The sequence below is a fragment of the uncultured Bradyrhizobium sp. genome (assembly GCF_947648125.1).
Lineage (GTDB): Bacteria > Pseudomonadota > Alphaproteobacteria > Rhizobiales > Xanthobacteraceae > Bradyrhizobium.
The window spans coordinates 21,442-40,608 of record NZ_CANSMR010000011.1; the positions used below are offsets into that span (position 1 = coordinate 21,442).

The following is a 19,167-nucleotide window of genomic DNA, read 5'->3' on the forward strand; positions in this document are numbered from 1 at the left end:
CCTCTGACCGGGCTTCCTTTTTGGGGTGATGCGTCCCCGTCAAATTTCTTGGGTATGAGCGTGATCCGGGCCCCGATTGGGCCACGTGAGCGAGCGGCCGGCCAAACTGGTCCGGCGAGATCGCGCATCTGACCATTGCACGACCAGAAGAAGAGCCATGAACCTTCGTAACGTCGCCATCATCGCCCACGTCGACCACGGCAAGACCACGCTCGTCGACCGCCTGCTGCAGCAATCCGGAACCTATCGCGAGAACCAGAAGGTCACCGAGCGCGCCATGGACTCCAACGATCTGGAGCGCGAGCGCGGCATCACCATCCTGGCCAAGGCGGCCTCGGTGCAGTGGAAAGATACCCGCATCAACATCGTCGACACCCCCGGCCACGCCGATTTCGGCGGCGAGGTCGAGCGCATCCTTAACATGGTGGACGGCGCCCTGGTGCTGGTCGATGCCGCCGAGGGCCCGCTGCCGCAGACCAAGTTCGTGGTGTCGAAAGCGCTCAAGGTCGGACTGAAGCCGATCGTCGTGATCAACAAGGTCGACCGCCCCGACGCACGCCCGACCGAAGTCATCAATGAAGTGTTTGACCTGTTCGCCGCACTCGATGCCTCCGAGGAGCAGCTCGACTTCCCGATCCTGTACGGGTCGGCCAAGCAGGGCTGGATGGGCGACAGCCCGGAAGCTTCGCATGACGCCGGCATGCAGCCGCTGTTCGACCTGATCGTGCGCCACGTCGCGCCGCCGAAGGTCGAAGAGGGCCCGTTCCGCATGATCGGCACCATCCTCGAAGCCAACCCCTATCTCGGCCGCATCATCACCGGCCGCATCTCATCGGGTTCCATCAAGCCGAACCAGGCCGTCAAGGTGCTTGGCGCCGACGGCAAGACCATTGAGCAGGGCCGTATCACAAAAATCCTCGCCTTCCGCGGCATCGAGCGCACCCCGCTGGAGGAAGCCGACGCCGGCGACATCGTCGCGATCGCGGGCCTCACCAAGGGCACCGTCGCCGACACCTTCTGCGATCCCAGCGTCGAAGCGCCGCTGACCGCGCAGCCGATCGATCCGCCGACGGTGTCGATGTCGTTCATCGTCAACAACTCGCCGCTCGCCGGCACCGAAGGCGACAAGGTGACCTCGCGCATGATCCGCGACCGCCTGCTGCGCGAGGCCGAGGGCAATGTCGCGCTGCGCGTCGTCGAGGCAGCCGACAAGGATTCCATGGAAGTCTCCGGCCGCGGCGAATTGCAGCTCGCGATCCTGATCGAGACCATGCGCCGCGAGGGTTTTGAGCTCTCGGTGTCGCGCCCGCGCGTCGTGCTGCAAAAGGACGAGGCGACCGGCGCGTGGCAGGAGCCGATCGAAGAGGTCGTGATCGACGTCGACGAGGAGCATTCCGGCGTCGTCGTGCAGAAGATGAGCGAGCGCAAGGCCGAGATGATCGAGATGCGCCCGTCCGGCGGCAACCGCCTGCGGCTGGTGTTCTACGCGCCGACCCGCGGCCTGATCGGCTACCAGGGCGAACTGCTCACCGACACCCGCGGCACCGCGATCATGAACCGCATCTTCCACGGCTATGCCGCCTACAAGGGCGAGATCCAGGGCCGCCGCAACGGCGTGCTGATCTCCAACGACCAGGGCGAAGCGGTGGCCTACGCCATGTTCAAGCTGGAAGACCGCGGCCCGATGATGATCGAGCCGGGCTGGAAGGTCTACAAGGGCATGATCGTCGGCGAGCACACCCGCGACAACGACCTCGAGATCAACGTGCTGAAGGGCAAGCAGCTCACCAACATCCGCACCACCTCGAAGGACGAAGCGGTGCGCCTGACGCCGCCGATCCGGATGACCCTAGAAAAGGCGCTCGCCTATATCGAGGACGACGAGCTCGTCGAGGTGACGCCGAAGTCGATCCGGCTGCGCAAGAAGCATCTCGATCCGAACGATCGCAAGCGCGCCGAAAAGGCCAAAGAAGCTGTAGCTTAAGCGGTGGCGTGAGCCTCATCTGTCGTGCCCCGGCTCGACCGGGGCACCCAGTACGCCGCGGCCTATGAGGCTAATCATCGCCATCTCGGCAATACTGAATCACCCGCATGCGCATGCGCGGGTGATGACAGTCATGCATGCGGCGGCTTCAGGCCCGGCGGCGAACGTGCTAGAGCCGGGACATGAGTTCCCTTCCCTCCACGGTCGATGTTGCCATCATCGGCGCCGGCGCTGCGGGCCTCGGCGCCGCACATGCGCTGAAGCGCAGTGGCCTTTCCACCATCGTTCTGGAAGCCCGCGACCGTCTCGGCGGCCGCGCGCATACGATCCAGGCCACGCCTGACGTGGTGTTCGACGTCGGCTGCGGCTGGCTGCACTCGGCCGACCAGAACAGCTTTGTCGGCATCGCCGAGCAACTCGGCTTCGAGCTCAACAAGGACCTGCCGCCGTGGCGCGAGCGCGCCTATGGCAAGGCGTTCCCGCAAGCCGACCGCGACGCGTTCATGCTTGCGCTCGACCAGTTCTACGATCGCATCGAGCAGGCCGCACGCGGCGGCAAGGACGCATCCGCCGATCGCTATCTCGAGCCCGGCAACTGCTGGAACCCGATGATCGATGCGATCTCGACCTATGTGAACGGCTGCGAGCTCGACCAGCTCTCGATCCTCGACTTCGACGCCTATGAGGACAGCAACGTCAATTGGCGGGTCAAGCGCGGCTATGGCGCGCTGGTCGCAGCCTATGGCGAACAGATATCGGTCGCGCGCAACTGCGAGGTCCGGCTGATCGATCATTCCGGCAAGCGCCTCCGCATCGAGACCTCGCGCGGCGTGCTTGAGGCGGACAAGGTGATCGTCACCGTGCCGACCAACCTGATCGCCGACGAGGCGATCCGCTTTGTGCCTGCGCTGCCGGACAAGCTCGATGCCGCGCGCGGCCTGCCGCTCGGCCTGGCCGACAAGGTGACGCTGGCGCTCGCCGAGCCTGAGGCGCTCCCCAAGGAAGGCAATCTGCGCGGCGCCACCATGCGCACCGAGATGGGCACCTATCACATCCGCCCGTTCGGCCAGCCTTGCATCGAAGGCTTCTTCGGCGGCCGTTTTGCGCGAGAACTCGAAGACGCCGGCGACGGCGCCATCGCCGCCCACAGCATCGACGAGATCGTTTCCTTCCTCGGCAACGATTTCCGCCGCAAGCTGAAGCCGCTCAACGAGTCCCGCTGGGCCCACGACCCGTTCGCCCGCGGCTCCTACTCGCACGCGCTGCCCGGCCACGCCGACAAGCGCGCCTTGCTGGCCGCACCGGTCGACGGCCGGCTGTTCTTCGCCGGGGAGGCCACATCGCCGCATTTCTTCTCGACGGCACATGGCGCACGGGACAGCGGAGAGAGGGCGGCGAAGGAAGTGGTGGCGGAGTTGGCGCGCAAGTAGCCCCATCGTCATTGCGAGCGGAGCAAAGCAATCCATCCCGCCGCAATCGGATAGATGGATTGCTTCGTCGCTTTGCTCCTCGCAATGACGGCGGAAACTATTCGAGCACCCTCGCCCGCATGTCCGCATCCGGCACAAAGCACGTCTCGTACTTCCCGAAGATCTTGTAGCGGTTGCGGGCGATGAGGCTGTAGACCGCGTCGCGCAGCGGCTTGGGCACTGCGAACAGCGCGCGGGTCCAGCCCCAGCCGGGGAGATGGCTCAGCACTGTCAGCGCCGCGTCCGACTTCATCCAGGCGATGCCGTCATGGACCACGGCGTTGGTGTCGGGATCCTCGGGGTCGATGCCGAAGGTCTTTGCCAGCCGTGTGCCGTAGTCGGACTGGATTGGCGTGAAGCGGAAGCGGTGCGTGGTGTCGCGGGCGACGACGAAGCGGACCCAGCGCGAACAGAAGATGCAGAGGCCGTCGTAGAGGATCACGTCGTCGTCGGGCCAGATCTTCATCGATTATCCAGAATGAGAAGCGCGACCAGCATCAGCACGATCGCGGGCCCGGTCTTCACCAGCGCGCCGAGCGGCTCGATCCACAGATCGGGCGTCAGGATCGCAGATCCCGCCATGTAGCCGAGCGAGGCGATGATGCCTGCAACAAGACCGAATGCCGCGGTGCGGCGGATCGCGATCAGCACCCCGATGCTCATGTCCATCAGGCTGGTCAGCACCGTCACCGGCCCGACCAGGGCAGGCGGGAAATGGTGCGCGCTCAGGATGCCGGCTGCAGCGTCATAAGAGATGACCAGCCCGATGAAGCCGGACGCAACCCAGAACAGCACGAGGCTTGCGAAGATCAGCGCCTTGATGAGGAACAGCCGCGCAAACCATTTGTCCTGAATGGTCGCGGGGCGCCCGCCAACCACCTGCACGATGGTCTTCGGCACGATGCCGGTCGCTTCCATCCAGGCTGTGGGATCGCCGGTGACGCCGCGGCGCAATTCGGCGATCGCGTTGGAGCGCAGCGGCGGCATCCAGCCCAGGCGGCTTGTGAGATCGCCGAGGCGGGCGCCGAGATCGATCAGCAACGGCGGCGTCGGAAGACGGACATGTTTCGCCGTGCCGAACGACCAGCGGAACTGGGCGATGACGCCGCCGAGCGAGATTGGCTGCTTCTGCATCAAATCCCATGTCACCGATCGCACCGCTTCATCGGCGACGTCGCGCGCCGCAAGCCAGGCGATGGTGGCGGCGATATCCTCGACCGCAACCGGCTGGAACGGCGTCGCCGCCTCGTCGGCCGGCAAATCGACCGGCAGCGCCGCCAGCGCGCGCAACATGGCGCTGCCGCCATAGGCCGAGGGCGCGATGACAAAGCCGGGGCGCAGGATGGCGTACGCTACGCCTGACGCCGCGATCAGCCGCTCGGCCTCGCGCTTGGTGGTGCTGAAGGCCGTGCGGTCCTCACTATCCGTGCCCGGAATCGAGATGTGCACGAGACGGATGGCACGGTGGCTGTCCCTGACGGCCTGCAGCAGCCGCGCCACGAAGTCGCGATGCACCGCGCGGGTGTCGCTGCCTGGACCATCCTGCAGCACGCCAAGGCAATTGACGACGATGTCCGCCTCGTGGGTGCGAACAAGCTGCGTCAGCGCCGCGGCATCCATCGACATCACGGGAAGCTCGAGGTCGGCCGCGCTCATCTTTTGCGCAGGCGTGAAGTGCCGTGCGATCCCGATCACGTGAAAGCCGCGCGCCCTCAGATCGTCGGTGATGGTGCGCCCGATCAATCCGGACGCGCCGAGCACGAGGATGTTGTGTGATGCGTCGTCACTCATGGAGCCGGATCATGCTCTAAAAGGGTTTCGCGATCATCAGCCACAGGATGACCATCACCGATCCGAAACCGGGAATCCCGAACAGGAACCAGCGGCGAAACAGCGCAAAGTAACGCGGCGGCAGTGGGAGGCCTTTCTCGGCGGCCGCCTGCGCGAGATCGCGCATCTCCATCTGCATGAAGATGACGGGAACCCAGAACACGCCGGCCAGCGCATAGAGTGCCAGCGAAACCAACAGCCAGCGTTCGGTCAGGCTTGTGGCCGACAGCATCATCAGCAGTCCGCCGCTGACCGGCTGCAGCAGCACGGCGCTCAGCGTGAAGATCATGTCCGCGATCACAACGGTCGACGCCGTGCGCGCGATGAAGGCCGCATCGTGGGTGCGATGCGCCGCCAGCATGAAGAAGGCGATGCCGGTCCCGGTGCCGAGGATCACGATGGCGCCAAGCACATGCAGATATTTGATCAGGAAGTAGAGCGTCATCGCAGTCCGCTAGTGATCAGGCCGGTCTCGGCGCGCACGAATACCGGTGCTGCCATAGGCCGGGCACGTGCGAAAATCCACTGCGGCGGCGCGGACGCCGCGCGCTCGACGCACCCGCGTCGTTATTGGATTCGCTCGCAAATTCCCGTGCCGAATCAGGTCCGAACGGCCTTTTCCCGAACTGCGGCATTGTCATCCAGCGCTCGCGATCCACGCTTTGCACAGGCCGGCATCGGCGATTGGTCGCGCGAGCCCGGCGAGTGTCCTCTTTCGGTACAAGTTTTCATGCCACTGATGCAAAAAATCCACACGTTAACTGATAATTAATGATGGACCTTGAAGGCGGCCCTCCGACTTGCTTTGATTGGGTGCATGAGCACAACGCTAATCGAGGTCCGGCCGGCCAAAGCTGCAGACGCAGCCTCGGTGGCGTCTACCCATGACGAAGCCTGGCGCTCGGCGTATCAGGGAATCATCCCCGGCGCCGAACTCGAAAAGCTGATCAATCGCCGTGGCCCGCAGTGGTGGGACAGCGCCATCCGCAAGGGCAGCCGCGTCAGCGTGCTGGTGTTCGGCGACAGAATCGCGGGCTACGCCAATTACGGCCGCAACCGCGCCCGCAGCCTGCACTTCGAAGGCGAGATCTACGAGCTCTATCTGCGGCCGGAATTCCAGGGCCTCGGCTTCGGCCGGCGGCTGTTCGCGGCAGCCCGCCGCGACCTCCTGCAGAGCGGCCTGAAGACCATGGTGATCTGGGCGCTCTCCGACAACGAGCCGGCGACCGAGTTTTACCGCGCGCTGGGCGGCCGCATGGTGGCGCGCTCCTCGGAGCGGTTCGGGCCGAAGTCGCTCGACAAGGTCGCTTTCGCCTGGAGCAACTGAAAATCCTGCTTCTCTCGCAGCTGCAGCAAGGCTAAACAGCCTGAGCGTTTGCGCGCGACGGCCAGCCCGGCTCCCAAGGCCGGGCTTGAAGCTGTTTCGCGGCCTGGCGGCGCCAAGCAAAAAATCACATCCTTCTCAACTTCCAAAGGCCACGCGGAGCAATCCATGCGTATCGACGCCATATCGATCGGAAAAAATCCGCCCCACGACGTCAACGTCATCATCGAGGTTGCCGTCGGCGGCGAGCCCATCAAGTACGAAATGGACAAGGAGGCCGGCACGCTGGTGGTGGACCGCTTCCTCTACACGCCGATGCGCTATCCCGGCAATTACGGCTTCATCCCGCACACGCTGTCGGGCGACGGCGATCCGTGCGACGTGCTGATCGTCAACACCCGCGCGATCGTGCCGGGCGCCGTGATGAGCGTCCGCGTGGTCGGCGTGCTGCTGATGGAGGACGAGGCCGGCGGTGACGAGAAGATCATCGCGGTGCCGTCATCGAAGCTGACCCAGCGCTACGACAAGGTGCATAACTACAGCGACCTGCCCGACATCACGCTGCAGCAGATCCAGCACTTCTTCGAGCACTACAAGGATCTCGAGAAGGGCAAGTGGGTGAAGGTGCTGCGCTGGGGCGACGCCGACGAAGCCCGCAAGCTGATCCTCGAAGGCATCGAGCGCGCGAAGAAGAAGTGACGGCGGAGCCGTCATTCCGGGACCTATTTCGTCATTGCGAGCGGAGCGAAGCAATCCATGCCACCGCATATGCGGAACGATGGATTGCTTCGTCGCTTCGCTCCTCGCAATGACGCCGGAACTAGTTTGCCTTAACTCACACCGCCGGCGCCGGCAGGCCGGCAATCGCGCAGGCGGCGCGCAGCGTGTTGACCAACAGGCACGCCACCGTCATCTGCCCGACGCCGCCGGGCACCGGCGTGATTGCGCCGGCGACATTGAGCGCTTCCTGGAAGGCGACGTCGCCGACCAGCTTCGGCTTGCCGCCGGGCACCGGAATGCGGTTGATGCCGACATCGATCACGGTCGCGCCCGGCTTCAGCCAGTCGCCACGCACCATCTCCGGACGGCCGACCGCGGCATAGACCAGATCGGCCTGGGCGCAGAGCTTCGATAGATCGCGCGAGCGCGAATGCGCGATCGTCACCGTCGCGTTCTCGTTCAGCAGCAATTGCACCAGCGGGCGGCCGACCAGATTGGAGCGGCCGATCACGATCGCATTCATGCCCTCGAGCGAGGGGTGCACGCTCTTGGTCAGGATGATGCAGCCGAGCGGCGTGCAGGGCGACAGCGCGGCAAGGCCGCCGGCCAGCCGGCCGGCATTGTTCGGGTGCAGGCCATCGACGTCCTTGGCCGGGTCGATCGCGTTGATGATGGTCTCGGTGTGCAGCGATTTCGGCAGCGGCAGCTGCACCAGGATGCCGTGCACCTTCGGATCGCGGTTGAGCTGTGCGATCAACGCCAGCAGATCGGCCTGCGACACATCCTCCGGCAGCTTGTGCTCGAACGAGGCCATGCCGGCGGCCTGGGTCTGGGTGTGCTTGCTGCGGACATAGACCTCGCTCGCCGGATCATGGCCGACCAGCACGACGGCGAGCCCCGGCGTTAGCGCATGGTCGCGCCTGACGCGGGCGACCTCGTCGGCGACGCGGGCGCGAAGCTCGGCGGCAATGGCTTTTCCGTCGATGATGCGGGCAGTCATGTCAGTCCCTTGTTTCCTGCTGGGTCAGCTTCCTCAACATTTCGCCAAGCCCTTTCGGGTCACCGTCCACCGCCACCTGCTTCAGCCGCGAGGTGGCGCCGGACAACAGCTTCACCCTGGCCTTCGGCACGCCCAGCGCCTTGGCCAGCAGCTCGGTCACCGCACGGTTGGCCTCCCCGCCTTCTGCAATGGCGCGGACCCTGACCTTCACCACCGAGCGGCCGTTGGCCAGCGTCTCGATCCCGTCGATGTCGTCGCGGCCGCCACGCGGCGTCACGCGCAAGGCGATGCTGATGCCCCCGGTGGAGTAGCGCCAAGGATCCATCAGCCCTCGCTCAGGATCAGATTACGTTGGGATAGATGTAATAGGCGATCACCCGCTGGATGAACATGATGATCAGGATCACGATGATCGGCGAGATATCGAGCCCGCCCAGATTCGGCATCACGTTGCGAATCGGCCGCAGCACCGGCTCGGTGATCCGGTACAGGAACTCGGCCACCGCGGAGACGAACTGGTTGCGCGTGTTGACCACATTGAAGGCGACCAGCCAGGACAGGATGGCGGAGGCAATCAGGAGCCAGACATAGAGGTCGAGGACGATGATGACGATGTCGAGAACAGCGCGCATATGATGGGGGCTCGCGGGTGGGACGACCAGGTGAAGCGCAACAAGACCGGACTGGGCCGCCAGCGCGCTTCTTGTTTGAGCAGGATCTTTTCGGAAAGCCGCGACGCACTTTTTGCTGGCGCGGCCCGCCGGGTCTGGATCATGCTCTAAATATCGGTTCGTCCCCCCGCAAACAAGGGAAGTTCCCGGCGGGATGGGCCGAAAACCGTTGTTTCACCGTTCTTGACTTGGCCTTGAACGGGACTGTAAATGGCGCCCGACTGACGGCCGGGATACTCAGCAACACCCGGCCGCAATGGGGCCATAGCTCAGCTGGGAGAGCGCGTCGTTCGCAATGACGAGGTCGGCGGTTCGATCCCGCCTGGCTCCACCAGCCTTCGCTCGCTTCGCGAGCTACGGCTCGGCAAGCCCGGGAAGTCCATCGTAGCGAAGTGAGCGAAGGCTGCCGCGGCGTAGCCCGGAGGGCGAAGCCGGGCTGGTTCAGCATGCTCCCCAATCCTCCCCCTCACGTCCCCGTAAACCTTGGCGGCCGCTTCTCCACAAAACTCGCGACGCCTTCCCTGAAATCGTTACCCTTCAGTGCGATCTGCATCTCGCGGTTGGCGTCGATGGTGGCTTCGGCGAGCGTCTGGAACGGCACGTCGTAGACCTGGCGCTTGATCACCGCGATCGCGCTCGGCGAGACGAAATCGGCGAGGTCGCGGGCATAGGCATAGGTTTCCTCGCGCAGCTTCTCCGGCGAAGAGAGCCGGTTGACGAGGCCGATGCGCAGCGCCTCCGCAGCCGACACGCGCCGCGCCGACATCAACAGATCGAGCGCGTTGGCATGACCGACGATGCGCGGCAGCATCCAGCTGATGCCGTGCTCGGCGATCAGGCCGCGCCGCGCGAAGGCGGTGGTGAACACCGCGCTGTCGGCGGCGAAGCGCAGGTCGCAATAGAGCGCGTGGACCAGGCCGATGCCGGCGGTGGCGCCGTTGAGCATCGCGATCACGGGCTTCTTGATCGCGGGGTAATAGGCGTAGCGCGTCTGCCAGTCGGCGCGCCGGTTCATGTCGAACGGAATATTCTCGCCGCGCCTGACCTCGTTGGGATCGATCCCCTTCAGCGCTTCCATGTCGGCGCCGGCGCAGAAGCCGCGGCCCGCGCCGGTCAGCACGATGACGCGAACATTGTCGTCATTGGCCGCCGCCTCCATCGCGTGGCGCACGTCGCGCTCCATGATCGCGGTCCACGCATTCATGCGGTCAGGGCGGTTGAGCGTGATGGTCGCGATCCTGTCGCTGACCTCATAGAGGATGTGTTCGTAGCTCACGGCGATCTCCCTGTGCTGTGTTGGTCTTGTTGTTCTGAGTTCGCGCGACCATGCGACGGCGCGCGCAGCTGCGGCAAGACTAGCACATCTCTGCAAATGAGAAGACGGCGCGAAATTCCGCGCGGCGGCTATTCCGCGGCCTGCAGCACGACCGGCCGCGGCACGCGCGCGATCCAGCCGTCGATGAAATGCTTCAGCCACGCGCGCTCGGCGGCATCGTGCACGGCACGCTCGGCGAAGTGCAGATGACCCGGTTGAGCGCCCGGCGAATCCATCCGCGCGCAACCGCGCGCGGTCCAGCGATGCATCATCGCGTAGGTCACGTCGGGGTGGAATTGCAGGCCGAAGGCGTTGCCGCACTGGAACGCCTGCACCGGGAAATCATCGCCCGCCGCGAGCAGGTCGGCGCCTGTGGGCAATTGAAAGCCCTCGCCATGCCAGTGATAGACCCGCGCCGGCCAGTCCGGGCACAACGCGCGGCCCGCCGCCGTCGGCCTGATCGGGTAATAGCCGACCTCGACCCGACCTTGCGGATGCGGCGCGACCTTGGCGCCGAGTTGCCGCGCCAGCATCTGCGCGCCGAGGCAGATGCCCAGGAAGGGGCGCTGCTCGCGCAGCGGAACTGAAATCCAGTCGATCTCGCGCCTCACGTAGTCGTCGGGATCGTTGGCGCTCATTGGGCCACCAAAGATCACCGCGCCGGCATGCGCGTCGAGCGTGTCGGGCAGCGTATCGCCGAAGCGCGGGCGGCGGATGTCGAGGGGGTAGCCCAGCGCCCGCAGGGCGTTGCCGATCCGGCCGGGAGTTGATGTCTCCTGATGCAGGACCACCAGCACTGCCCGCAGCTGCGCCTGGTCTGAGATCCGATCCCCGAGCGTGACCGCGGCCGGCCTTCGGCTCGCGAAGGGCACCACGACACGGCTCTGGTCAGACCGGAACGGCATTGCCTCTGCTTAAAGTTTCGGCACGTAAGGCACGATCATAGCTAAGTGGTCGTTAACATCGTGTGAGTTTGCGCACACCCGTGCGAAGCAAATCGCGGGCCAGAGATAGCCTTAACGGCGATGAAGGGCGCTTTCCGGTGACGCTAGCGCTTGCGCAGCTGAAATCCGCCGACCGCGGTCAGGATGAAGGAGCGCGGAAACAGCCGGAGCAGGAACGGCACCATTTTGATGAAGGTGCCCGGTAGCACGGCGCGCTTGTTGGCCATCAGTCCGCGATACGCCTGGCGGGCGACCTCGGCCGGTGCGACGTTGAGGATGGCGGAATCGAATCCGGGGGCAAAGCCGGCGCGGTCCTGGAATTCGGACGGCACGGGACCCGGACAAACCACGGTGACGCGCACGCCTTTCGGCGCCAGTTCACAGCGCAACGCTTCGGAAAACGACAGCACATAGGCCTTGCTGGCGTAGTACACGGCCATGCCGGGGCCCGGCAGGAATCCGGCGATCGAACCGAGATTGAGGATTCCACCGCGGTTGCGGATCAGCTGGTCGGCAAAACGCAGCGTCAGATCGGTCAGCGCGCGGATATTGAGGTTGATGATGTTGAGCTGTTCGGCGCGGTCGCGCTCCACGGCAAGCCCGAACAGGCCGAAGCCGGCATTATTGACGAGATATTCGACCTCGACCCCGGCCTCGGTCAGGGCCCGCGCGATCTGATCACCCGCATCGGTCTGCTGGAGATCGCAGGGAATCACGATCGGCGCCGCGCCGCTCTTGGCTCCGAGCTCATCGGCGAGGGTCTTCAGGCGATCGGCGCGCCGCGCCACCAGCGCCACGCGGTGACCATTCGATGCAAACACGCGCGCCAGTTCGGTGCCTATGCCCGCCGATGCCCCGGTTATCAGCGTCACACGCTCAGTCACGTTTCAAACTCTTACTGCAAATTCTAATGAGGTCCCCAACGGGGCGACGAGAGCATAGGGATGCGGTATGACGCAAGCCGCGTATGGGCTTGTGGATAGCGGCGAGGTCGCTGGTTTCGTGACGAAACGACCGATTTTCAGTCGGATCGCCCACAATCGCGGCGGAGATTAAAATTTCGTCATCCGCTACGCCGGCAGGGGGCCGTCCGGCACGTGCAGGAGCCGTGTCAGATTGCCGCGTCTGCCGTGCCCCAGGGGCCCTTTGGCAGCTCCGCCTGCTTCTCGGCGACCCGGTGCTTGAGATCGATGCGGTCGCGCGAGGAGATGCCGAGCAGATCGGCGGCACGCCAGACCACATTGTCCTCGAACTCGCTGACCTGGCCATCGGCATAGACCAGCTCCCACATCATCTCGACGATGCGCAGCCGTCCTTCCTCATTCACCGAGCGCATGATCACACTGGTAAAGTGATAGAGATCCACGGCCTCGCCCTCGACGCGCATGGCGGAGGCGATCAGTCTGTCGGCGGTGCCGGGATCGAGCTGGAAGCGGCTCTCGATCAGGCTGTGCAGCTTGAGCTTTTCGGCAGGCGTCGGCTCGCCGTCGAGCGAGACGACATGCACCAGCAGGGCGGTCGCCGCCAGACGATAATCGCTGTCGTCGAAGGCGCGGTCGGTCTGGGCATCGGGGGAGACGATATCGGCAATGAATTGGCGGAGTCCGTCGAGCATCGCTCTCTCTGTGGAATGAAGCTGTCCGGAAAACCGCTACGCACCTTTCCGGATCATGCGCTGTTGAAATCTATATGGCGTGGAAACAGAACCGGCGCAATCCGCGCGGGTTCCCGCTGCGGCATTACGTTTCAGCAAGCATTACATGTCAGCAATGTGACTACGGTATCTCGTACACCACGAGCTTGTCGGCAATGCCGCGCAGCGCCGCTTGCTTCTGGATCGGCTTGATCGCGGCGCGGTCGAGGATGCCCGCGACCTCTGCCGATTCCATCACCGGCTGGGTCAAATGGATTTCCTGCGACGTCGACAGGCTCTGCACCCGCGCGGCGATATTCACGGTCTGGCCGAAATAGTCCTGCCGCTCGTTCAGCGTCACCGCGAGGCACGGCCCCTCATGGATGCCGATCTTGACGATCAGATCTTCCTTGCCGCGCTCGGTGTTGAGCTGCTTCATCGCGGCCCGCATGCGCAGGCCCGCCGACAATGCGTGCTCGGGCCGGATGAAGGTCGCCATCACGGCATCGCCGATGGTCTTCACGACTGCGCCGTGTTCGGAGGCGATGATCTCGAGCAGGGCGTGGAAATGCGCGCGCACCAGGTCGAACGCGGCAAGATCGCCGACCCGCTCATAGAGCGCGGTCGATCCTTTGAGATCGGTGAACAGGAAGGTCAGCGCGGTGATCTTCAGCCGCTGGTCGACGGTGAGGTTGTCGGCCTTGAACACGTCGCGGAAAGTCTGGTTCGACAGCATCCGCTTCGCGGTGAGGATCGGCTTGCGCTTGCCGAGCAGTTTGTGCAGCGGATCGCCTGCGATCCACACCGAAGGCAGCACGCGGACGTCGGCGTGATTCTCCAGCGAGAGCCGCAACGGCCCCGGCCGCATCGTCGAGGTGCCGGTCGGCGCATGCGACTTGTTGAACGCGATCGAGAACTGCTGACGCTCGGTGGTCGGCTCGCCCTCGATGGCAAAGAAGTGCGCCGAATGCGTCACCGGCTCGAACACGATGACGAACTGATTGGGCAGATTGAGCGACAGGATCGCCTTTTCGCCGGGCGGCAACTCGAGCCCCTCCAGCGTCACCTCGTTGATCAGGGTCGACACCGAACTCTCGTCGAACTCGATCCCGGAACTCCAGAACATCTGGCGGAAATATTCCCAGATCGGCAGCGTGTTCGGATCGTGCGCGGCGATGCGGCGGACCCGCGGACTGACGGTGAAGGCAACCTCGACCAGCTCGTCGACGGAGGCCTCGTAGCCGGCTGCGCACAGCGCGCAATTGTAGTCGTCATGGCGCAGCGACTTCAGCGTGGTGTGGGCGTCGAGCACGCCGCCACACCCCGGACACAGCACGTTCCAGCTCATGTCGAACAGGCCGAGTCGCGAGGCATGCAGGAAACCGGAGATCACCTTCTCCTGGTCGAGCCCGGTGCGGCGCGAGAAATCCAGAACGTTGATGCGATTGAGCTCGCGGTCATGGCCGTCCGCGATCAGCTGCTGCATGGCATCGACGACGGCCGGATCGGCCGTCTGCCTGAGGACTGCGAAGTGGGCTTGCGTATCGCTCATGGTGAGCCCCTAGATGAGCATTGGGACACCGCCGCGCAAGGTCAGCGCGGCTTGATCGTGAACACCGGAGAGCGGTTCGGCTGTGTCGTCACCACGCCGATCGGAAGCACCGGATCCTTGTCCGCCAGCGCGACGCGGAACGCGCCGATGATCCGCGCCAGCGCAAGCGTCGCCTCGACCAGCGCGAAATGCGCGCCGATACAGACCCGCGCGCCGACGCCGAACGGCAGATAGGCGAAGCGATCGGGCGGCGTCTCCGTCATGAAACGCTGTGGCACGAACGCGTTCGGCTCGCGCCACAGCTTTTCATGCCGGTGCAACAGCCACGGCGCGATCAGGATTACGTCATGCTTCCTGACCGGACGGCCCGCGATGGTGTCGGGGCCACCTGCCGCACGCGCGATCAGGAACGCCGGCGGATAAAGCCGCATGGTTTCGTCGATCACCGCGCGGGTGAATTTCAGCCGTTCGATGTCGAGCGCGCCTGTCGTCGTCACGCTCCTGACTTCTGCTGCCAATTGTTCCTGAGTGCCGGGATCGAGCGCCAGCAGATAGAGCGCCCAGAACAGCGCGGTCGCGGTCGTCTCATGGCCGGCCAGGATCATGGTCGCGACCTGGTCACCAAGCTGAGCATCGGTGAAGGCCTCGCCGGTCTCAGGATCGCGTGCGGCGCCCATCAGATCGAATAGGTCGCGGGCCGGCGCGTTGTCATCCTTGCCGGCGGCGCGACGCTCGGCCATCAGCTGGCCCACAAACGCAGTCCAGCGCTTGCGGAAACGGGCGCGCCGAAAATCCTGCAGGGTCGGCCAACTCAAGGGCAGCACGAGGTCCAGCATATGCGGCCGTGCCAGCGTGTCGCCATACTCCATCACGAAGTCGCGTAGCGCGGCGCCGTGACGATCCATGCCGAACGAGAACATGGTGCGGCCGGCGATCTCCAGCGTCATGCGCTGCATCACCTCGCGCAGATCGACCGGGCCGCCGCTCGCGGCCTTCAGCTTGGCGATGGTCTCGTCGACCACCGCAATCATGTACGGCACCAGCGTCGTCACCGCGCGCGGCGTGAACGCCGGCGCCAGCGTGCGGCGTTGATACTTCCACGCGCGGCCCTCGGCGATCAGCAACCCCTCGCCCAGCATCGGACGCAGCACGCGGATGCCGGCCGGCGTGCGGGTGTAGTTCTCGTAATTGTCGACCAGTACATGGCGGATTGCATCCGGCGTGTTGAGGATGAAGCTCGAGCGGCCGAGAAAGCGGCCCTGGACGATGTCGTCCTCATAGGCGCGCTGGCCCCAGGTCTCGATCGGCGAGTTGCGCATCACCCGCATCCGCTCGAACGCACCCATGTCGTCGGGGGCGCGCGGCGGGGCCGGCGGGACCAGGGGACGCCGCGTGACCGTGATGTCGTAGACTTCGGCTATGCTCATGGTCCTCGCTTCCTGCCTCACGCAACGGCCGATCCGGCCATGCGATCCCGGCGCCACGAAGGCGCGCGGACCCTGCACAAGACCTAATAAGTCAGCTCGGCGACTGCAATCCGGTTTTCCGATGCCGGCCAGCCCCGCGCCACGATGCGTTCCCCGTTGAAGATCGCAGCCACCGGACGGCCGACATCGGCTGCGGCTAGCCGCAACGTCGTCACCGCATCGGTCGGCACGCCGGATTTGAGATCGGCCGGTTCCTTGCCGTCGAACAGCACGATATCGCGCGGTAGCCCGAAATAGCCGCGCGGCCGTGACATCAGCATGATGGCGCCCGCACCGGCATCGGCAGGCAACAGCGGTCGCGCCGCGCGCAGATGCACGATCTCGGACGAGCGCGGAAACGACGAGCGATAAATATGCGTCGTCACTGCATTAGGCGAGGTCAACACGAATTCGAGCGGCCAGGATGGATCGACCTGTGCAGGCCCCCAGCGGCCGTCGGCGCCGGTCTGCGAGCTGTGCAGCGGACCACTGAGGCGCTCGCCGGTTTCCGCCGACACGTGATAGATGTCGACCGTGGCACCCGGCACCGGTCGATTGGTCGGCACGCCGCCGGGCGTGCCCGTGACGAGGCCGCTCAGCCTCACCACCGACTCCGGCACGATCTCGATCCGCGACGGCTCGTGCCCCGCGATGAATTTGTAGATCTCGCGAAAGGCGCGCGGATGATACGCGGTCTCGCGATGATCCACCGCGCCGAGCACCAGATTGGTCGCGCCTTTCAGCGCCGGACCTTCCGCGGTCACATTGGTCGGCGTGCCCGGCTTGCCGACGAAACGCCCATCGGCTTGCGCATATTTGTCGAGGCCATCACTGCGCAAGGTCAGGAATGCAGTGCCAGCAGTCACCTCGCTGTCGCTGTCGTTCAGCCCACGCAGGAACGGACCGCGCCCGTTGAACTCGTTGCCGAGCCCATCGTCCCAGGCATACACGCCGTGATTGGGCGTGCCACACAGCACCGCGTGGCTGATGTCGCCGCCGCCACCGTTCTTGATGGTGTTGCGGATGGCATTGCCGCCGCGCGAATTTCCGACCAGCGCGATCCGCACGGCGCCGCTCTTCTGCTTCAGCTCCCTGATCGCCTCGGCGAGCTCGCGGCGCTGGTCCTCGGTCGAGGAGCGACCCGCCTGCTCGACCTTGTCGTCGGCGCGCGCCAGGGGATCGGTGAAGTTGATCGCGGCCATGCGCGCGCGCGGCACGCCGTTGGATTCCATCCGCCAGAGCGTCGTCAACCAGAGCGCTGCGTGATCGCCATTGCCATGCACGAACAGGATCGGCGGGATGTCGCCGGCGGGTGCGGACTGCGCTAGGGCCGGGCCGCCAAGGCGGCCCGCCAGCAGGGACAGTGCGCCGGTCCCTTGCAAAAATCTCCGCCGCGACAGCGCCATTGGTCCCCTTCCCCAAGCCTTCCTTAGCTCTTTCAGTGCTTTAGCTGTGTCCTACAGCCCGTAAGGATACCGTAAACGCTGGACAGGACCCGCGTTTCGCGGGCATCAGTTGACGCAGCCGGAATCATTCGACAAGCCATAGCAGGCCAACCGGAACCGGATATGACCGAAGCGCGTGATCGACCCGACAGTATCACTGCACCGTTGCGGCATTCAATCTTCAGGCGAATCTGGCTCGCCAGCCTGCTCTCCAATCTCGGCATCCTGATCCAGGGCGTCGGCGCCGCCTGGGCGATGACGCAGATGACCGCGGAGGCCGACAAGGTCGCGCTGGTGCAGACCGCGCTGATGCTGCCGGTGATGCTGATCGCGATGCCGGCCGGCGCCATCGCCGACATGCACGATCGCCGCATCGTCGCACTGGTGTCACTGGCGATCGCACTGACCGGCGCCACAACGCTGACCGTGCTGGCCTGGTTCAACCTGGTGACGCCGAACATCCTGCTCGCGCTGTGCTTCGTCGTCGGCAGCGGCATGGCGCTGTTCGGCCCGGCTTGGCAATCCTCGGTCAGCGAGCAGGTGCCGTCGGAGACGCTGCCCGCCGCGGTCGCGCTGAATGGCATCAGCTACAACATCGCACGCAGCTTCGGCCCGGCGATCGGCGGCATCGTGGTCGCATCCGCCGGCGCCGTGGCGGCCTTCGCCGCCAATGCCGTGCTGTATCTGCCGCTGCTCGTCGTGCTGTTCCTGTGGAATCGCGTCAGCGAGCCGTCGCGGCTGCCGCGCGAACGGCTGAACCGCGCCATCGTCTCGGGCGTGCGCTACATCACCAATTCGCCGTCGATCAGGATCGTGCTGACCCGCACCATGGTGACCGGCATCATCGGCGGCTCGGTCTCGGCGCTGATGCCGCTGGTGGCGCGTGACCTCCTGCATGGCGGCGCGCAGACCTACGGAATCATGCTCGGCGCCTTCGGCATGGGCGCGGTGATCGGCGCGCTCAACATCAGCGAGATCCGCAGCCGGCTCAGCGGCGAAGCCGCGGTGCGAACCTGCGCGCTCCTGATGGGCGCAGCGATCGCAATCGTCGCCGTGAGCAAGCAGCCGGTGCTCACCGCCGCCGCGCTGGTCGTTGCCGGCGCGGTGTGGATGCTTGCGATCGCGCTGTTCAATATCGGCGTGCAGCTCTCGGCGCCGCGCTGGGTCGCGGGGCGTTCGCTTGCGGCCTTCCAGGCCTCGATCGCCGGCGGCATCGCAATTGGAAGCTGGTGCTGGGGCCGCATCACGGACCTCGGCGGCGTCGAGATGGCGCTGTTGATCTCCGCCGGGCTGATGCTGCTGTCGCCGCTGCTCGGCATCTGGCTTCGGATGCCTCCCGTCGGCGCGCGCAACGAGGACGCGACCGATACCCTGGCCGATCCCGAGGTGCGGCTGCAGCTGACCGGGCGCAGCGGGCCGCTGGTGGTCGAGATCGAATACCGGGTGGCGCAGGACAACGCCCGCGCCTTCCACAATGTGATGCAGGACGTGCAGCTCAGCCGCCAGCGCAACGGCGCCTACGGCTGGTCGATCGCGCGCGACATCGCCGATCCCGAATTGTGGACCGAGCGCTATCATTGTCCGACTTGGCTCGATTTCCTGCGCCAGCGCAACCGCGCCACCCAGATCGAGCGCGAGTTGCATCAGAAGGCGGCCGACTTCCACATCGGCGCCGAACCGATTCGCGTGCGCCGGATGCTGGAACGTCCGTTCGGCTCTGTGCGCTGGAAGGACGAGACCCCGGACCGCGCCGCCAAGGAGGTGATCCCGGTGGTCGCGACGGCGGCGGGAAGTAGTACGTAATTCTCAGTCGT

At 65.3% G+C, this 19,167-nt stretch carries 18 protein-coding genes and 1 tRNA gene; 6 read left to right on the top strand and 13 right to left on the bottom strand.

Translation table 11 applies throughout. From position 1 onward, the window contains the following. Positions 1–157 precede the first annotated feature (157 nt). Entirely contained in the window at positions 158–1,984 is a 1,827-nt protein-coding gene (gene typA, locus Q0030_RS20200; RefSeq protein WP_298370832.1) for a translational GTPase TypA, read from the top strand. Between the two features lie 182 nt (positions 1,985–2,166). Then, positions 2,167–3,414 carry an NAD(P)/FAD-dependent oxidoreductase gene (locus Q0030_RS20205; RefSeq protein ID WP_298370835.1) on the top strand — a complete coding sequence of 416 codons (1,248 nt, stop codon included), beginning with the start codon at positions 2,167–2,169 and terminating at the stop codon, positions 3,412–3,414. Positions 3,415–3,511: 97 nt separating this feature from the next. On the opposite strand, the gene Q0030_RS20210 is transcribed toward Q0030_RS20205, so the two are convergent. Genes Q0030_RS20210 through Q0030_RS20220 form a run of 3 tightly spaced genes read right to left on the bottom strand, consistent with a single transcriptional unit; the run spans position 3,512 to position 5,728 of the window. Then, positions 3,512–3,919, bottom strand: a complete 408-nt coding sequence (locus Q0030_RS20210) for a thiol-disulfide oxidoreductase DCC family protein (RefSeq protein WP_298370838.1) — start codon at positions 3,917–3,919, stop codon at positions 3,512–3,514. Beyond that, entirely contained in the window at positions 3,916–5,244 is a 1,329-nt protein-coding gene (locus tag Q0030_RS20215; RefSeq protein ID WP_298370841.1) for an SDR family oxidoreductase, read from the bottom strand. Before Q0030_RS20215 ends, Q0030_RS20210 begins: the two co-directional genes overlap by 4 nt. Positions 5,245–5,260: 16 nt before the next feature. Continuing rightward, positions 5,261–5,728 (bottom strand): DUF2269 domain-containing protein, encoded by a 468-nt coding sequence (locus Q0030_RS20220; RefSeq protein ID WP_298370845.1) that lies wholly within the window; start codon positions 5,726–5,728, stop codon positions 5,261–5,263. Positions 5,729–6,100: 372 nt separating this feature from the next. On the opposite strand from Q0030_RS20220, the gene Q0030_RS20225 reads away from it, so the two are divergent. Next, positions 6,101–6,610 (top strand): GNAT family N-acetyltransferase, encoded by a 510-nt coding sequence (locus Q0030_RS20225; RefSeq protein ID WP_194457662.1) that lies wholly within the window; start codon positions 6,101–6,103, stop codon positions 6,608–6,610. Between the two features lie 165 nt (positions 6,611–6,775). Then, complete coding sequence (gene ppa / locus Q0030_RS20230; RefSeq protein ID WP_021078233.1) at positions 6,776–7,306, top strand: inorganic diphosphatase; 531 nt, start codon at positions 6,776–6,778, stop codon at positions 7,304–7,306. Between the two features lie 136 nt (positions 7,307–7,442). On the opposite strand, the gene folD is transcribed toward ppa, so the two are convergent. Genes folD through Q0030_RS20245 form a run of 3 tightly spaced genes read right to left on the bottom strand, consistent with a single transcriptional unit; the run spans position 7,443 to position 8,959 of the window. Continuing rightward, complete coding sequence (folD, locus tag Q0030_RS20235; RefSeq protein WP_298370852.1) at positions 7,443–8,327, bottom strand: bifunctional methylenetetrahydrofolate dehydrogenase/methenyltetrahydrofolate cyclohydrolase FolD; 885 nt, start codon at positions 8,325–8,327, stop codon at positions 7,443–7,445. A 1-nt stretch (position 8,328) separates the two neighbouring features. Beyond that, the gene (locus Q0030_RS20240) at positions 8,329–8,652 is read right to left on the bottom strand and encodes a DUF167 domain-containing protein (protein WP_097676855.1); all 324 of its coding nucleotides are present in this window, start codon (positions 8,650–8,652) and stop codon (positions 8,329–8,331) included. Positions 8,653–8,668: 16 nt separating this feature from the next. Continuing rightward, positions 8,669–8,959 (bottom strand): YggT family protein, encoded by a 291-nt coding sequence (locus tag Q0030_RS20245; protein ID WP_021078230.1) that lies wholly within the window; start codon positions 8,957–8,959, stop codon positions 8,669–8,671. A 297-nt stretch (positions 8,960–9,256) separates the two neighbouring features. On the opposite strand from Q0030_RS20245, the gene Q0030_RS20250 reads away from it, so the two are divergent. Next, positions 9,257–9,332 (top strand) — tRNA-Ala (locus Q0030_RS20250). Between the two features lie 132 nt (positions 9,333–9,464). Here Q0030_RS20250 and Q0030_RS20255 read toward each other — a convergent pair. The 7 genes from Q0030_RS20255 to Q0030_RS20285 all read right to left on the bottom strand — a co-directional run bounded on the left by Q0030_RS20255 (position 9,465) and on the right by Q0030_RS20285 (position 17,314). Then, positions 9,465–10,274, bottom strand: coding sequence for an enoyl-CoA hydratase (locus Q0030_RS20255; RefSeq protein ID WP_298370856.1), 810 nt, complete (start codon positions 10,272–10,274; stop codon positions 9,465–9,467). Positions 10,275–10,402: 128 nt separating this feature from the next. Continuing rightward, on the bottom strand, positions 10,403–11,218 hold the full coding sequence (locus tag Q0030_RS20260; protein ID WP_298370859.1) for a glutamine amidotransferase: 816 nt from the start codon (positions 11,216–11,218) through the stop codon (positions 10,403–10,405). A 143-nt stretch (positions 11,219–11,361) separates the two neighbouring features. Further along, the gene (locus Q0030_RS20265) at positions 11,362–12,141 is read right to left on the bottom strand and encodes an SDR family oxidoreductase (protein WP_298370861.1); all 780 of its coding nucleotides are present in this window, start codon (positions 12,139–12,141) and stop codon (positions 11,362–11,364) included. Positions 12,142–12,368: 227 nt separating this feature from the next. After that, positions 12,369–12,872: a TerB family tellurite resistance protein gene (locus Q0030_RS20270; protein ID WP_298370864.1), complete on the bottom strand. Its 504-nt coding sequence runs from the start codon at positions 12,870–12,872 to the stop codon at positions 12,369–12,371. A 160-nt stretch (positions 12,873–13,032) separates the two neighbouring features. After that, positions 13,033–14,442, bottom strand: a complete 1,410-nt coding sequence (locus tag Q0030_RS20275; protein WP_298370868.1) for an adenylate/guanylate cyclase domain-containing protein — start codon at positions 14,440–14,442, stop codon at positions 13,033–13,035. Between the two features lie 41 nt (positions 14,443–14,483). After that, positions 14,484–15,869: a cytochrome P450 gene (locus Q0030_RS20280; RefSeq protein WP_298370872.1), complete on the bottom strand. Its 1,386-nt coding sequence runs from the start codon at positions 15,867–15,869 to the stop codon at positions 14,484–14,486. Between the two features lie 83 nt (positions 15,870–15,952). Next, positions 15,953–17,314 (bottom strand): hydrolase, encoded by a 1,362-nt coding sequence (locus tag Q0030_RS20285; RefSeq protein WP_298370875.1) that lies wholly within the window; start codon positions 17,312–17,314, stop codon positions 15,953–15,955. Between the two features lie 162 nt (positions 17,315–17,476). Here Q0030_RS20285 and Q0030_RS20290 point away from each other — a divergent pair, with 162 nt between their 5' ends. Beyond that, on the top strand, positions 17,477–19,156 hold the full coding sequence (locus Q0030_RS20290; RefSeq protein ID WP_298370877.1) for an MFS transporter: 1,680 nt from the start codon (positions 17,477–17,479) through the stop codon (positions 19,154–19,156). The last annotated feature ends 11 nt before the right edge of the window (positions 19,157–19,167 follow it).